Below are 15,426 nucleotides of genomic sequence, written 5' to 3'. Positions count from 1 at the left end.
AATTCCAACTATAACCGCACCAAGCATAGCGATCAGTGTGCTGAAATAAGAACCGTTTGCATCGTAGAGAAGTCCTGCAATATCCGGCGGATTCCGTTAAATACGGAAATAAAACCGACTGGGCGCAATGAGCCAATTAACAGCACCGCCATCTCTCAAAAAACTGATATCCCTAAAGGTACAGTATCAAAAAATATCAGTAAACTGCTTTCTTATCATCTCATCACGAAAAACAATATACCGGACAATAAAAAAGAAAGCGTGTTTCAATTGACACCTGCCGGCATGGAATTGTATGTACTCCATGGAAAAATGCATCAGCGAATGGAGCAGAAAATAATCGGATATTTTAAACGCTACAGCATTCACGATTTGGAGTTTCTGGTGCAATTTCTGCATGACTATGTAAATGGCGCCTGGGAGGAGTAACCTCATATTATTGCTTATTTCCGTGAGCCTATGTCAACTTGCTTTTATGGCAGAGGGGGAATCACTTTAGGAAAATATATTTTGGGGAATTCATGTCCACTCATATGTTTCCCTACGGATCCCTTGATCAAACCAGCGACGGCCTGCATAGATTCACATTGCATATAATTGGAAAATATGACTCGATAATAACTGTTTATTTAAGGGCTCAGTTGACTAAAGATTCCTAACACATTTACTTGACCATAGCCCCATATTGGATTTGGATATGTAAGATAATTGCTTCGGTAGGCCCCCATAATCAACAGATTATTAATGTTTTTTCCCGTAATCGTAGTATAATTGCCACGGAGAATCGCCCATTCCATGATCATGGCCAGTATTCCGGCAACGTGTGCGGCGGCGGCTCCGGTGCCGGTAGCGCTTCCATAACCTTTGGAGGGTAATGGGCATGTAAGCTTATATCCGGGAGCGGCAAGATCGGGAAGGAAACCCCCAGATGCAGAAAAGCCTCTGCTTGATTCAATGAGGATGCTGTCATCAAATTGATTATACGCAGCTACAGTAACCGGATTACTGGTGTTTCCCGGGCCTGTAATGGTAATATCCGGTGTTGACTCGAGAAAGTATGTATTAGTTGTTATAATTGGACCGGAAGGCAGCCATACGTTAAAGGATGAAGCGCGCTTATCCAGGTTTGTGACTTTGATTTGCCATAAGCCATTTACGGCCTGTTTAAAACGGACTAATATAAGCTGTATGCCGCTCTTTTCCTCCAGAATAATATTATTGATGTATAAAATGGTGGATCCATAAATAAATTTAAACTCTCGGCATTCAAAAAATTTAGGTTGGATGATGTGAGTACTCTCACCCATAGGCGTTGTAATGGAGATAGCTAACCGGTATGGTGAATGATTCCACAATTCAAAAAAGAAATCCGGATCTGATGGATCAACACGCAGTTCAAAATTTTTACTATAATCCAGAGTATCAAACACTCCATAATAATGTCTGCGGTTACCGCCCTCATTTCCGGCAGCAATACTTATAGATATGCCATGAAAGGAGGCCAGATTATTTAAATAGGTAGAAAGAATCCCCTGTCCACTGTGGTCTCCCTGGCTGGTCCCCATTCCAATGCACATAACCAGAGGACGGTCCAGCTTTAATGCCACGGAATGAAGATATTTAATACCAAGCATGATATCGGTTTCGAGATAGCATTCGATATCATTTCCCACGCAAAAAATCTGGCGGTTGTATGATTTGGCCTGCTTTAGTTTAACGATCACCAGTTCAGCTTTCGAAGCTACTCCACTGAAATCTTCTCCTAAATCAGAGGATCCGGCAGCAATACCGGCAAGCATAGTGCCATGTCCATTTTCATCACGGGTCGGAACAATGGAAAATGGATCATAATCAAGCAATGCGCTGTTAATGGAATCTTTTTTGTATTCGCTTCCAAATGTGAAATTTTCCGGTGGTGTACCGTCTGATATAGTCTGATCCCATATGGACTGAATCCGTGTGGAACCATCATTGTTAAGAAACGCCGGATGCTGATAGTCAATTCCAGTGTCAACAAATCCAATCAGAACACCCTGAGCAAACAAAGAAAAATTAGGATTATACTGAAATGGTTTTACACTGGATTTTTCCAGACTATAGGTAGAGTTAAGAGTGTAGATATGAGGAAATATGGTATAAGGCTGGTTTCCCAGGAGGCACATACGAAATTCGCTGACAGGCACATGAAGGACAGAGTATCTGTAGTTTATATAAGTCATATCATATGTTTGCCCCAGGATATTTGCATATTCATTGTTTATTAAGAGATCAAAATAATTTTCATCTAATATTTTAATCATAAACCTCCATATTCAAAGGTTTCTATTTTAACTATTATATGATTCCCTAAAAAAGAAAATTCCAATAGCAATAACCAGGTTTAAAGAAATACCCAATAATTATGGATTGGAAAAGTAAAAAACACCCGGAGGATTCTCATCTTTCGGGTGTTAACAGGCTATATCAGTCTTGAAGCAGTGCACTGACTTTTTCTTTGTTTTCTTCAGAATTAAGTATTCTATATACATTCCGTTGGGAACCTGACAGATTGTATACATCCATACCCGAAGGCTGCACTAAACGGATCACAGCATTTACTCCTGTTTTTGCTCCATTTACAGTATTCAGGCTCCAGTATATGGATTGAAGCTCGGCAAAGTCATCCGTGCCCGTTATTTGGATCTCATAGGGATAATTCCCGGTCTGTCCATGTCTTATGGCATAGATGGCAAGTGCTTCGCAAAAATTATCATCTCCTTCTATGAGAGTATAGTCTTCTGACATGCCCAACAGATCAGCGATATAATCGATGTGCTCATCCAGGCTGCTATGTGCAGCCCGCATTGCTTCCGCAACATCCGGATTGCCCTCGTTTTCCTGCCGGACTGGAAGCTCTTCCTGAATCAGGCTCCCACCGCTTCCGCCAGCCCCTGCCTTCGGCAGATTGTCTCCTTCAGAGTCAGATCCATCTGGTATAGCCTGGGAAGGGGTTCCCTCCGATTCTTCGGTAGTTTCCATGGATTCACTCTGTTCCGGTTGGTCCATAACCGCTTCCTGATCTTCTTCCTCATGATCACTTTCTTCAGGATACTCCCCATCTCCCGGAATTGGCTCCGTGTTCTCCTGGGACTCAGACTCTGCATCCTGCAGCTCTGACTCTGCATCCTGCGGTTCCGACTCTGCATTCTGCGGTTCCGACTCTGCATTCTGCGGCTCATCAATCTGGATTTCTTCTTGTGCAGATACCGGAAGGATGGCTCGTGTGACCAAGCCGGTAAACAAAACCGCACACAAGACAATTGTACTCCATTTTTTCATTTAACCTTCCTCCTTATTTACACTCTATCCCCTCGGGCAAATTGCCGGGACAGTCTGTTTCATTATTTTTCACTTCATATTGCGGAGGCATCTCCATATATTCCGGATCGCCAAGCAGTTTTCCAATTTCATTACGAATCCGGTTGAGCGTAAGAATCTTATACTGTTCAAGTGAGGTTATTTCTTCTTGCAACAGGGTTTTCTGATGCTGCAGTACTGCCTGTTCATGAGCACATTCCTTTTTCGTTTGTTCGATCAAATCTGCTGCAACCTTTTGCGCGGACAGAAGCGTTTCTGAAATCTGATTCTTTATTTGGATGCACTCTTCCTGAACACTGCGCAGCTGCTCAACTTCCCTGCACTGCTCATCGGCTGCCGCTGCAATCTCATCAAGCAGAATATCCACTTCCCGGGCATCATAGCATTTTCCAAATTTTCTTGTCAGCTTAACTGCATCGATCGCTTCTTTCGTTAAAACCATCTTTCCTTACTTCCTTTCGCTCCCTTTTTATGCTCCATATTCCGGTCTTAAAACGCCGATTACGATATACCGGGCATCGTCAAACTCATAGCTGCACGTGGAAAGAACAATAAACTTATCACGATCCGTATATTCCGTACTGCTTTCAAAGGTTGTTTTTGATGATGCGTATGACAATAACGCTTCCAGATTTGTTTCAAATATAAATGCCTGTTCACGCCATTGGGCCGCATCGATGACACAACCATATTTTAAGTCGATCCGATAGTTTCCCTGTTCTGTATAAAGGTACAGGAAGGGGTGCTGTTCAAAATATTTCTGTTCCTTATATCTGACCAGTGAGCCAAACATCTTGCCCGATTTCATATGGTGCCCGTAAATGATGCTCAGCCTGCCGCTAAAATCCATGGGACAGTTGTAGTCCAGAAATAATGTTCCATTGACATGATAGGTACCGTCCGGCAGATGATGGAGATACCAGTTGTAATCGTCAGCACGCATAACAGGATAATCGATTGGGGTATCCGGACAGTAAAGCCACGCAGCTGCGTCCGTATTAACCTTTTGAAGCACTTTAAAATCTATGGAGGCTGGGGGAATATTCACCAACGGTACTGTCCCTGAATCAAAAGCAACGGTACTATCCGGATGCCGGATCTGCTTTTGCAGTTGTTCATAGTTTTGATCTCCTTCCGCATAAATCTGTAAACTTTCCCTCAGCTTATAACCGGAAAACACCATAATACAGACTGAAGCCATCAGAAGGAACCTTACTGCTGTTTTAATTGGTTTTTGCCGTTTTTTCATGTGCCACCATCATCCTCTTTCATCTGTCAAGGGATCTTGCCGTTTCTTCTTTTTTTCTTCTGCCGCCACAAGTCAGGTATATGATACAACAGGCCGCTGCGACAGCACTGCCCCAAAACATTATTGTATAGAACTCATATCTGATATGATCGCCGGTTTTGGGTACTCCGGCTTTGGGCCCACTGGTTTGGGACGCGTCAGTTTGGGGTGCACCAGTTCCGGGTACTCCGGTTTGGGGTATTCCGGTTTGGGGTATTCCGGTTTGGGGTATTCCGGTTTGGGGCAGGCCGATACCAGGGCCATTGACGCTGCCTTTGCCACTTCCGCTGTTTCCGCTGCCTCCGTTACTTCCACCACTGTACTTGTTTATAAAAATACAGGATTCCACTTGCTTATTCGATCCGTTTGTCACTGTCCGCAGGACCTCAAGTCGGCCGTCAACATCCTTTACAATATCCGTGATGGTGTAAACAGTGGTGTCATAGGTGTATCTCGACTGGCCGGTGTCCGCTTCAGAGATGGTATAATAATACGTTCCTTCCCTGGTATATTTCCATGTGCCAAAATCCTTCTTACCCGAGCCTGTAATGGTCATCGTTTTCACACCATTGACACTGCCTTCCGGCATGGGATTTGCCTTATTCTTTGCGGTCAGTAAAAAGGTGAATGTGCTGGTTCTGGGTGGATTTCCGGATACGGTTTTTTTCACCGGCGGATCGACCATGGCCTCAGGCTTGCTTTCAAGAGGTGTATAGGTGTTTTTAAACTCAATACGGCTCACCTTCCTGCCATCACTTTTTTGGACGGTGACTTCCGTTACAAGATGATCAGCCGGCTGTCTCACATAGACAGTTAAAGAATAAACCTCATCGTCGTAACTATATCCGGCTGCAGAGGAAAATGTATTTCCTTTGATTTCATAACGATAGATACCGGTATTGTTAAAGGAAATCGGATCAATATTTTTGCTGCCGGTTCCGTCGACTGTGAAGGAATAAACACCGCTGATACTTCCCGCCGGCATTGGATTTCCTGCATCCATTGAGGTTAATGTATAAGAAAACACACTATTTACGCCCAAAGCAGAACTATTCTTTGTAAAGACCTGGTCTATACGCAATGTGACCGGCACCGAAGTGATCGCTGCATAAGCGGCCCTGGGAAGTATCATAGCCAAAATGAATAGAAAGAACAGACAAATCACAGTTGTTATCCTTTTATCCTGTACTTTTTGTAAAAAAGGCATCTCCCATTACTCCTTTACGCGCTTTCTTTTTATTATATAAAAAATGGTAATTACAAACAGGATGAACATCACTATTAATAGTGTGATCCGCAGCCACATCGGGGCGCTCTTCCAGATACCGGCTTGCCTGTCTACCAGCACCTGCCCGTTTGCTTCCCTTATATTTTCCGTATTAAAGGTATCGCTGTAACACTCGTTGGTAATTCTTGCTGCAAGAATGTCCCTTCCATTGGTCGAATCAGAAGAACATGTGGTCAAAAGCAGGATATGGTCTTCTGCAGTGACTCCAATATTCCGGGTGTACAGGGCCTTATCCATGAGATTTTGCAGATATGCCTGCTGGGCCTCTTTGCCCTGGATGCAGGGCGTAAATACGCCTCCGTCATATGCGTCCGTCTTAATAAAAGCAAAAAATTCCAATCCATGATCTTTGCCGCTGAAATACAGATTTCCATAAATGCGGCTGTCAAAAAAATTCTTATCACTAAAGGAGCCAAGATCTCCGAACATCGCCTGTTTTTCCATGTGATGTCCATACAATATGCTGTTGAAGTCATGGAAGTCCTTGTTGTTTAAGTAATCCAAAAAGATTGCTCCTGAAAGGGAGTAAGTCCCAAAGACGCTGGTATTTACATATTTCGCATTGTCGGGCCCCTGCGCTATGGGATAGTCTATATTGGTACCATAGACAGTCAGCCAGCCAAACACCTCCGGGTTCATAGCCTGAAGCTCTGCAAAGGATATGCTGTCTTCTTCTGCACTGGGCTTATAAACCGCGAACCTGGAGGCATCTGCTGCCTGATATACCTGGTCAGAGTCCCACATGGCATAGGCAGAAACCGCTATCATCAGCAGAATGATCGTCAGTATCATGAAATCAACCACATTGCTTGCGATCTTTACTGCGATTCTGCCAATCTTTTTTGCTGCTATGTTCATATGGACCCCTTCCCGGTATTATTTTATATCAAACTTACTGATTAACCTTTAATGTCTGGAACTGTAAACATGTTTTTTATGTGATTTAGCAGCAACGAAAGCAGCAAACGCACCTGCCGCTATGATCAGAATCATGATAAAAGGGAGGTTATTGATTACAATGCCCGTAGGAGTTATGGTTTGAAAAGTGTTAGTAAAATCAGCACTGTTCTTATTCTCACCAATAAGCCATGATCCGGTACTAAGATTTTGTCCCTCAGCAGCAGTTAAATCCGGAGTTATAACGGAGCCGTTGGCAGTAATCCGGGCTTTCGGGGTATAACCCACGGTCCCTTGTAAATCCGCAACATATTTTGCTCCAACCTCTAAATCATTGAAGACCAGTATCTGGTTATGTTTGAGGTTGATCACCTTCGTTGTACCTGTTGTTATTTCGATATACTTTTTGCCGTTACTATCGGTTTTAATGCTGCCTGTGTCACCAGAAGTTACGTTGGCATCCCCTGTTACCACACCGGTAGAATCAACTATATATGCCTTGTAAACCACCTCAGCAGTCAGCACAGCAGGCTTGGTTATTGAAACATCATAGCTGAAGTATTTTGTCTCGTCAGCAAAATCACCTGCTACAACCTTACTGATGGCAAGAACCTGATTAGCGGGAATTGTTGGGTCCACGCCGCCGTTATTCTTTGTATAGGCATTGTTAAAGACAAGCCCGCTGTAACTGCCGCTGCCAGTGGGGCCTCCGGGATTCGGATTAATCTTTTCGCCGGAACCTGCAGTACCATCGTCATTAATCAGAACCTTTGTAACAATGGTTTCTACAAAGAAACCTGAGTGGCCGCTCTTTTCTTTCACATAATAACTGATTTCATACTTTGCATGAGAATAGGCCATGGTTTCCTTTTCAGGATCATCAATGGTATAGGTATCCGCATTCTCTGTAATGTCATATGTATATATACCCGTACTTGTAAAGGTAGGAATCACCTCCACTTCTTTCGGTACGCTTTTGATTCCGGTCTGGCTGTCCGTGCTGCCTGTATCGGTGTCTAAGAAAGTAACAGTTACAGGTGAAATAGCCGGCATCTGGTTCAAAGCGGTATCCGCTGTTTCGCCCATATAACTTTTCTTTGTGAAAGAAAAAGTAAAACTTGCTTCAGGTGTCGTTGTTCCTTCAGGCATGTTCAGCATTTTTGTAATAGATGCTTTGGCGGGTGTTGTTTCACTTCCAGTGAGTGGACCGTTGTCTGCAAATGCAGATGCGGTAACTTCCAGGCACATTACCGCGGCAAGTGCCGTCGTTAAGAGCATACGCGGAAACCGCTTTTTTTGTTTTTGGATCATCTTTGCACTCCTTATTCTATATTTAGATATTTTTATATATAAACACATAGGTTTTATATATCTCTTCGTCTGAGGATTGTTATCACTTTCCCCAGTGTGTCCTTGATATCCACAGCCCCATATATGCGGCTGTCTGTGGCATTTTCCCGGCTGTCGCCAAGGACAAACACCTTCCCTTCCCTGACAGTAAGCGGAAACTCCACACCGCCTTCGTATCGCTGAGTCGGGATGTATATCCTTGTTTCCTGCTGCAGTGCACCGTTGATGAACAGCCCTTCCTCCGTGATATCCACGATATCACCCGCCGTAGCAACCACCCTGCGCACCTGTTTTTTTCCCTCAAATTCCAGTACAAGGGTATCGTAGGCCACATAATTTTTGTCCAGCCGGTAGAAAATCACTAAGTCGCCGTCTTTAACTGCTGGAGTCATAGAGGCATCTCCATTGCGGTAAAGACCTAACATAAAGGTGAAACCCAGCAGCAAGACAAACAGCACCGCCGCAATCTTGATCAGCAGAAACAAGATTTCCATTACCAGCGAAGGCTCGGATAACGCTGCCGGTTCTCCAGGCGGCTCCCGGCTCCTTAGAATTTTTTTGTTTTTTGCATGTTTATATACTTCTCTCATGTTACAAGCTCCTTCTGCGTCTGCGAAAGATTTTACCTGCACTCAAACCAATCCACAGCAGAACAGGTAACACCAGAAAAACCAGAGGAATACTGCTTCCCGTCAATATACCGGTCGGAACGACGGCCGCTCTGCTATTTGTAAAAGCAAAGGTTTTAGCTGTACCAGCCAAAGTGCGTACCCCTGTATCTGCTCCCGTGTTTGTTTCATTGCCGTCCCGAAAAGTTGTGGTATAACCTGCAGCGGCGGTCTCAATGATTTGCACCTTGCCGTTCACCGGGACACCGGCAATGGTAATTTGCTGTCCGTGTTTCAGTGTGAACGTCGCTTCGCCGTTACTGTCCAGCATCAACGTGCCGCCTGCCGGAGCTGACACTCCTGATCCTGATATAATACTGCCTATATATGTAAACTGTGTCCCCCCCGAAAGCTTACTTCCGCTTTCATTCATAAAGCAGACGGCAAAGGTAAATTCCTTTGCTTTGTCGGCATAATCACCGGTTACCGCCTTGGAAACAGTAACGCTGCTGCCTGTCACCCACTTTGCATACAGCGTCATGTCACCTGTTACCGTATCTGTGGCAAAATTCCATGGATTTGTGCCGGCCGTATTCCTGTACCATCCGGCGAAAGAATAGTTGTCACGGGTGGGGTCGGGCGATGGGGCCGTAATGGTGCTGCCGGGTACGGCTATTTTCGGATAAACCGTGCTTCCGCCCCGGGAATCAAAGTTCACCGTGTAAAAAACACCGGCCGCGGTCTTCTTGTATCCAACGTCAAAATTATTGTAAGCAAAGTCAAAAGGCGCAGTGAAATGTGTCGTTTGAATCTTTTGCGCATGCAAGATCATATCAACTTCACTTTTATCATTTGCCTTGCCGGCTTTGTTATCGCTGAATACCACCGAGTCCGAGGTAACGGTAAGGTTTGCAAGAGGCACAATATAAATGCCTCCACCATTGAGGGCTATATTACCGTCGATGCTGCCGGCCTCAACTTTAATGGTTCCGTTGTCTTCGCTGTAAATGCCGCCTCCGCTTTGCTTTGCCATATTGCCGGAAATTTCACCATCTTCAATGACAACCTGGCTCTGATATAAAAAAACTCCTCCCCCCTGGCCTGAATTGGCGCCAGCTGATTCTGCAACATTGTTGATGAGTTTACCGCCGTCCTTGATTGTAACAATGCTGCTGAATCTTCCGTGAATACCACCGCCCTGGCCGCCTCCAAAGTACCCGGCGGAAGCAAGTGCCGCATTACCGGAGATCTCACCGCCGCTGATTGTAAAATTTGAGCCATTGGTAGTAAATATACCTCCGCCATATCCGGCTGTATTGCCGGAGATCTTAGAATTTATAACTGTAATAATTCCTCTGCTAGTCGCCATTGCACCGCCATAAGACGACGAACTATTTCTGGAGATCATGCAGTCCTTGATTGTAATGCTGCTTTTGCATGTCACATTGCTCTCTTCGGAAATACCGCCACCGAGCATTTCCGATTCATTGCCGGATATTTCACCGCCAGTGATGATCAGCGTTGTAGCATCACTGATACTATTCAGGTAAATAGCTCCACCGAGCCCACGCACCTTATTATTGGTGATTTTTGAATCATTAATCGTCAGCGTGCCTCCATTAATCTGAAAGCCACCGCCATGGTCAGCCGTATTTCCAGAGATTTCACTGTTCTCTACGCTGATTTCAGATTGTCTTCCATATAGCCCGCCGCCCTTAAGATTATCTTGATTGGGAGTGTATAAAGCTACATTATTACGGATTTTGCTATCCTGGATGAAGACGATGCTGTTGTTAGCACCAATACCGGCTCCATCTTTTAGCGCAACATTGTCGGATATTTCAGCACTTTGAACCGTAAGATTACCTGAATCAACGTAAATACCGGCTCCATTTTGCGACGCAGTATTTCCGGATATTTTAGTACCCCGAACGGTAAGATTTCCTGAATTAACGTAAATTCCACCGCCATTTTGTGGTGCGGTATTTGAGGTTATTTCAGTATCCTGAACCGTAAGATTTCCTGAATTAACGTAAATTCCGCCCCCATACCTTTTCCCTATATTTCCGGATATTTTGCCGCCATGAAGAGTGAGCGAGGATCCCGTATTAAGCAGGAAACCGCCGCCGTCCTGTGCGTTACAATACTGTATTACGGAGTTGGTGAGGTTCAGCTCAAGAGTCTTTCCAGCCTTAATCTCGAATCCCCCACCGGTTTTTTTTCCGTCAATCACGATATTTTCAAAGGTAAGTTCAATCGTTTTGCCGTTAGAGCTTGAATCTATAATGAAGTGCCGCCTGGCATTCGATTGGGTAAAGCTAATCTGATTACCGGAACTGGAACGAAGGGTAAGGCTCTTATTAATGGTAATACTTTCGTTTGCTGGAAACCCAATGTCTCCTGAAATTGCGATGATATCATGCTCCCCTGCCTGGTTTATGTATGTTTTCAGCTGACTATAATTACTCACATTCCATATCCATGCAATCCCAATCCTTTTACCTGGTAAGCGAATGCCGGCGTTCACAGGCTCCGCCGCCGTATCTGTGTTCTCAGAAATTACAATGGTTTCACTGTAAGCCATGATCGTTTCTTCGTCCATTTCAACGATCTCAAATTTATTGTCGCCCGATATTCCAATCACCGGCAGCAGGTATTCTGTTTCTCCTATCATTTCTGAGGCGATGCCCACCATATAGCTTCCTGGTTCTATGTTTTCAAAGTAATAAGTACCATCGGTTCCGGTTATGGCAGTCTGTACCGCAGCATGTGGATTATCAGCCATATAGAGGCTTACAGGATAATCTTCCACACCTGACTCATCTTCATCCATCACGCCGTCCGCATTTTCATCCAGCCAAAGCCTGCCGCCGATGCTGCCTGATAATGCATCAGAAGGTTCTGTTACCGTTACGACCGCGACAGGGCGTGCCTGATCATAGAGATATGTGCCAATATCAGCAGTAAACGTATACGTTCCAGCCATGTCTTCGTTATATAATCCACCTTCATCCCATGTTACCGGGATGTCCGCCGTCGTACCGTCTTCCAGCGTTGCCGCCAAGGTTTCAGGAAGCGGAATATCCTCTCTTTTCGTGCCGGCCGGAACAATTGCTTCTGTCACAGGCATATCAAAAAACGTGATTACTACTGCTGCACTGTCGTTTTGAGCCACCCCTGTGACAGGCAGTATTCCGATAACCAGCAATATTAAAAACAGCAGAGAGATGCTGCCATACAAATTACATTGTTTTTTCATACTTTATCTTTCCATTACTGTTATTCATGTTCTCATAGCCCTCCTCGGAATAGGATGAGTGCCATTCCATTAATTTGCTTCACGGTCACAGCACCATAGTTGCGTGAGTCAAACGAATCTCCCCGGTGATCTCCCATGACAAAGTACTCATCTGCACCAAGCACGAGTGGATAACTGATTTCCGTCTTACCATAAGTCCCTTCATAGATGTATGGTTCATTGGGTACTTCTCCATTCATAAGAAAAAGTTCTGAATTGCCTCCACACTCCAGCATATCACCGGGAACAGCGTATATGCGCTTTACATAGTCTGTACTCCCGTTTCTTTTGATCAGAACAATCTGGCCTCTCTTGTATGAATTTGAAAGTTTCCAAAATACAATAACGTCACCTTCCAAAAGAGTCGGTTCCATGGATGTTCCGGACACGACTGCAATCCCAAACATTATGTTGAATACCACAGCGGCTGTTGCAGCAATCAGCACGCTTCGTAAAAGAGAAGGCCAAAACAGCAGCTCAGGCTTACGGGGTGCAGCGGCATGCCTTGGCTGATACGTCCGCTTTGCAGCATTTGTACCTTCATGTTTCTTTCTTTTATCTTCCAGCATTAAAACTTTCCTTTTCATAACCGCAAGGGATCAGACATCTGCTTAATTTTCATTCAGGTGCACATATAGAACACCGGATGGACGTGGGGATATTTTTAAGCTCATGCAAATCCCTGCTCGTTTCTGAAATGTCAGCCAGGCGTATGCGGCGCAGATTATCAACCAATTCCTTTTGTGCTGATTCCAATACCGCATGGACAAGGCATGTTTCGATTCCACCCTTGTTGCAAAAACCATCCATACCCAAACAAGAGTTGATCTGAATATCGCCTTCCATTACCTGTATGATGTCATAAAGCGTGACATCCTGGGAGCCCTCAGCAATCTGATAGCCTCCAAAACGTCCATGCAGAACCTCTACCATACCGGCCTGCCTAAGGCTGCCAAGTACCTTATTCAGATATCCGTACGAGATGCAAAGCTGCTCTGAAAGCTCATTTGCAGTGATCAATGCAGCCTTACTATAGAGGCAACACATAACCCGGATGCCATAGTCTGTTGTCATATGTAATTTCATGTATTCAACCTCTTTAATGCATACTTGACTTCTGAAATATGAATTAACTTAAAACATATTTCATTTGCTGATTATAAAATATCAAAGGCCAATTTGTACGATTTTCCGCTTAATGAGCAGTAATTTCCGCTCGATTGCATGAGCTGGATGCATTGGGAAAGGGCAAAGCAAGAGTACCGCTTTGCTGCCGAATGTTAATTAAGCGGAAATACTGCTTTATTGGACGGAATTTATTCCAAATACTCGTGTTTTTACTTATACTTATAGTTTGACACGCTTAAGCACATGGTATAAAAATCATGTGAATTTGTGAATAAACGGATGCATCGTGTTTCATCCTAAGTAATAGGAAAGGGTGTATAAAATGATAACCATATTCTTGTGCGATGACAACAGTGAAACAGTAGAAAGATATAGTAATTTAATTAAAGAAACAGCGAAAAAAAACAGATTGATATTTCCCTTTCTGCATTTTACAACGGCAGATCCTTGCTGTTTCATATGTCCGACACTCCTGATTTACCGGACATTATTTACCTTGATATATTAATGGACGATCTTAACGGCGTAAATACGGCAAAAAAACTAAGGGAACTGGGATGTAATGCAGAAATTATTTTTTTGACTTCCAGCGACGATTACGTGTTTGACTCCTTCGATGTCTCACCCGTATATTATCTGTTAAAAGCTGAAACATCTGAGACTAAATTTGAACAGGTATTTTTGCGTGCCGTCCATTTGTCTAGTAGTAAGGTAACCCAGAAATTTATCTGTAAATCAGGTGCATTACGCAAAATCATTCCAATTAAAGAGATCTCGCATTTTGTTATCTGGAAAGGGATTGTAACCATACATTATGGAAAAAATGAAAAGTTTGAGTATTGGATCACGATGGAAGAACTGGAAGAGCAATTGCGTGAAAAGAACTTTGTCCGCACACACCGCTCCTATATCGTCAACCTTCAGTATATTGCAGAATTTCAGCGCCGCACGATTATTCTCAAAACAGGAGAAATGATACCCGTGGGTGTGACTTATGAAGAAAAGGTGAAAGGCACCTTTTTAGATTACATGATACGGCACAATACAATTTTCTAATGAGAAAGGAGAAGTCCAATGACGTTTACATTGCGATTTCTGGCAGAATGTCTGTTTACCTTTTACAGCGTGTCTTTCCTCTTTTATCACAGGAATACCTTTCTTGTCAGGCAGGGTTACTGGATTTATTTTGCAATTGCTGTTTTCATAAACTGGAGCTTCGGAGCTGCTTGGGGATTAAGCCTTTCATCCCATTACGGAGCTCTTATACTCTTAGGCATCACCATATTGGAATTAAAGCTCATGTACAAAATGAATCTGGTGCAGCTCCTTTTTGAAAGCAGTTATTTTGCTGCTGTTCTTTACTGGGGAAGAGGGATTATACTCCCGGCTTTCGCTTTGTGTTTGGAAAAAAGCGTTCAATGGGTGAGGCATGACAAATTCTACTACTCCATCGCATGGTTCCTCTCCATGTGTATTATACTCTTTTATAACAGGATTTTTCGGCATATTATCGCGCCCCGGTCCAAAATGGAAAAGTTCTACCGCAACAAAGAGCAAATACGGTTTGTAGCAATCTTTCAAACAACTCTATTGGCTTATCTTCTATTTGTCAATTTAGGGCGATATTACGGTGTGGATCTGCCCTGGTATAAAATAACCTATATTGTATCATGTGTGATATGCTTCGCTGCCCAAAGTCTTTTAGTGAATCGCGGGATAAGAATGAGCACTCTTTTGGAATTTGAACTGCATAACCGTTTTCTTCAGGAGCAGCTTCGCAGGCAGCTACAGCACTACAAAACCTATCAGAAATATACTGAAAGTTACAGGGCATTTAGGCACGATTATAAAAATATGATGATTTCTGTGAAGTCCCTGTTATCCGCTGGAGAATACCAGAAGGCAGAACAGATGCTCGATACCATTCACGATACCATGCAGCAACAGGTTCTTGTCCATAAGACATATTCAAACCATATCATACTTGACGCCATTTTTCATGACATTGCAAACGTGTGTGCAGAGCAGGAAACACGCTTCTCAGCAATGGTGTATATCCCCGAGGGACTCAAAATATCGGATATTGATAGTGTCCGTATTTTTTCAAATCTTACAAATAATGCAGTTGAAGCCTGTACAAAAGTTACATCTAAACCCCAGCGTTTTCTTACAATCACAAGCAATCTAAATGAGAGCAATGATTGGCTGTGTG

General features: G+C 43.7%; 14 protein-coding genes. 3 read left to right on the top strand and 11 right to left on the bottom strand.

What is annotated here, in order from left to right:
- Positions 1–429, top strand: a 429-nt coding sequence (locus RT269_RS26695; RefSeq protein ID WP_313187248.1) for a MarR family winged helix-turn-helix transcriptional regulator, incomplete at its 5' end; no start/stop codon positions are given.
- Between the two features lie 200 nt (positions 430–629).
- Here the strand turns inward: RT269_RS26695 and RT269_RS26690 are convergent.
- From RT269_RS26690 to RT269_RS26640, 11 genes are all read right to left on the bottom strand, one after another.
- Complete coding sequence (locus RT269_RS26690) at positions 630–2,300, bottom strand: S8 family peptidase (RefSeq protein ID WP_313187247.1); 1,671 nt, start codon at positions 2,298–2,300, stop codon at positions 630–632.
- Positions 2,301–2,463: 163 nt separating this feature from the next.
- Positions 2,464–3,318, bottom strand: a complete 855-nt coding sequence (locus RT269_RS26685; protein WP_313187246.1) for a hypothetical protein — start codon at positions 3,316–3,318, stop codon at positions 2,464–2,466.
- A 13-nt stretch (positions 3,319–3,331) separates the two neighbouring features.
- Entirely contained in the window at positions 3,332–3,799 is a 468-nt protein-coding gene (locus tag RT269_RS26680; RefSeq protein WP_313187245.1) for a hypothetical protein, read from the bottom strand.
- 27 nt (positions 3,800–3,826) lie between these two features.
- A complete protein-coding gene (locus RT269_RS26675) occupies positions 3,827–4,606 on the bottom strand; it encodes a class B sortase (RefSeq protein WP_313187244.1) in 780 nt (259 codons plus the stop codon).
- 19 nt (positions 4,607–4,625) lie between these two features.
- Positions 4,626–5,852, bottom strand: coding sequence for a Spy0128 family protein (locus RT269_RS26670; protein ID WP_313187243.1), 1,227 nt, complete (start codon positions 5,850–5,852; stop codon positions 4,626–4,628).
- A gap of 6 nt (positions 5,853–5,858) precedes the next feature.
- On the bottom strand, positions 5,859–6,791 hold the full coding sequence (gene srtB / locus RT269_RS26665) for a class B sortase (RefSeq protein ID WP_313187242.1): 933 nt from the start codon (positions 6,789–6,791) through the stop codon (positions 5,859–5,861).
- Positions 6,792–6,839: 48 nt separating this feature from the next.
- Positions 6,840–8,141 (bottom strand): DUF7601 domain-containing protein, encoded by a 1,302-nt coding sequence (locus RT269_RS26660; protein WP_313187240.1) that lies wholly within the window; start codon positions 8,139–8,141, stop codon positions 6,840–6,842.
- A 53-nt stretch (positions 8,142–8,194) separates the two neighbouring features.
- The gene (lepB, locus tag RT269_RS26655) at positions 8,195–8,770 is read right to left on the bottom strand and encodes a signal peptidase I (protein ID WP_313187239.1); all 576 of its coding nucleotides are present in this window, start codon (positions 8,768–8,770) and stop codon (positions 8,195–8,197) included.
- A gap of 1 nt (position 8,771) precedes the next feature.
- Entirely contained in the window at positions 8,772–12,047 is a 3,276-nt protein-coding gene (locus RT269_RS26650; RefSeq protein ID WP_313187237.1) for a DUF7601 domain-containing protein, read from the bottom strand.
- Between the two features lie 32 nt (positions 12,048–12,079).
- Positions 12,080–12,655 (bottom strand): signal peptidase I, encoded by a 576-nt coding sequence (gene lepB, locus RT269_RS26645; RefSeq protein WP_313187235.1) that lies wholly within the window; start codon positions 12,653–12,655, stop codon positions 12,080–12,082.
- Positions 12,656–12,704: 49 nt separating this feature from the next.
- Positions 12,705–13,172 (bottom strand): RrF2 family transcriptional regulator, encoded by a 468-nt coding sequence (locus tag RT269_RS26640; RefSeq protein WP_313187233.1) that lies wholly within the window; start codon positions 13,170–13,172, stop codon positions 12,705–12,707.
- 501 nt (positions 13,173–13,673) lie between these two features.
- On the opposite strand from RT269_RS26640, the gene RT269_RS26635 reads away from it, so the two are divergent.
- On the top strand, positions 13,674–14,270 hold the full coding sequence (locus RT269_RS26635) for a LytR/AlgR family response regulator transcription factor (RefSeq protein ID WP_313187249.1): 597 nt from the start codon (positions 13,674–13,676) through the stop codon (positions 14,268–14,270).
- Between the two features lie 18 nt (positions 14,271–14,288).
- On the top strand, positions 14,289–15,426 hold a 1,138-nt coding region (locus RT269_RS26630), incomplete at its 3' end, for a sensor histidine kinase (protein ID WP_313187231.1).

Origin of the sequence: Lacrimispora sp. (assembly GCF_032078915.1) — a bacterium.
Taxonomy (GTDB): Bacteria; Bacillota; Clostridia; order Lachnospirales; family Lachnospiraceae; genus Lacrimispora.
Note: the sequence above shows the minus strand (reverse complement) of the source record. Positions and strands in the feature narration are given on the sequence as shown.

What these genes read in the sequence shown, in the direction of transcription:
- RT269_RS26690 (WP_313187247.1), bottom strand. Translation starts at nt 2,300, where the DNA reads ATGATTAAAATATTAGATGAAAATTATTTTGATCTCTTAATAAACAAT.
- RT269_RS26675 (WP_313187244.1), bottom strand. Translation starts at nt 4,606, where the DNA reads ATGAAAAAACGGCAAAAACCAATTAAAACAGCAGTAAGGTTCCTTCTG.
- lepB (WP_313187239.1), bottom strand. Translation starts at nt 8,770, where the DNA reads ATGAGAGAAGTATATAAACATGCAAAAAACAAAAAAATTCTAAGGAGC.
- srtB (WP_313187242.1), bottom strand. Translation starts at nt 6,791, where the DNA reads ATGAACATAGCAGCAAAAAAGATTGGCAGAATCGCAGTAAAGATCGCA.
- RT269_RS26650 (WP_313187237.1), bottom strand. Translation starts at nt 12,047, where the DNA reads ATGAAAAAACAATGTAATTTGTATGGCAGCATCTCTCTGCTGTTTTTA.
- RT269_RS26680 (WP_313187245.1), bottom strand. Translation starts at nt 3,799, where the DNA reads ATGGTTTTAACGAAAGAAGCGATCGATGCAGTTAAGCTGACAAGAAAA.
- RT269_RS26640 (WP_313187233.1), bottom strand. Translation starts at nt 13,172, where the DNA reads ATGAAATTACATATGACAACAGACTATGGCATCCGGGTTATGTGTTGC.
- RT269_RS26660 (WP_313187240.1), bottom strand. Translation starts at nt 8,141, where the DNA reads ATGATCCAAAAACAAAAAAAGCGGTTTCCGCGTATGCTCTTAACGACG.
- RT269_RS26685 (WP_313187246.1), bottom strand. Translation starts at nt 3,318, where the DNA reads ATGAAAAAATGGAGTACAATTGTCTTGTGTGCGGTTTTGTTTACCGGC.
- RT269_RS26670 (WP_313187243.1), bottom strand. Translation starts at nt 5,852, where the DNA reads ATGCCTTTTTTACAAAAAGTACAGGATAAAAGGATAACAACTGTGATT.
- RT269_RS26635 (WP_313187249.1), top strand. Translation starts at nt 13,674, where the DNA reads ATGTCCGACACTCCTGATTTACCGGACATTATTTACCTTGATATATTA.
- lepB (WP_313187235.1), bottom strand. Translation starts at nt 12,655, where the DNA reads ATGCTGGAAGATAAAAGAAAGAAACATGAAGGTACAAATGCTGCAAAG.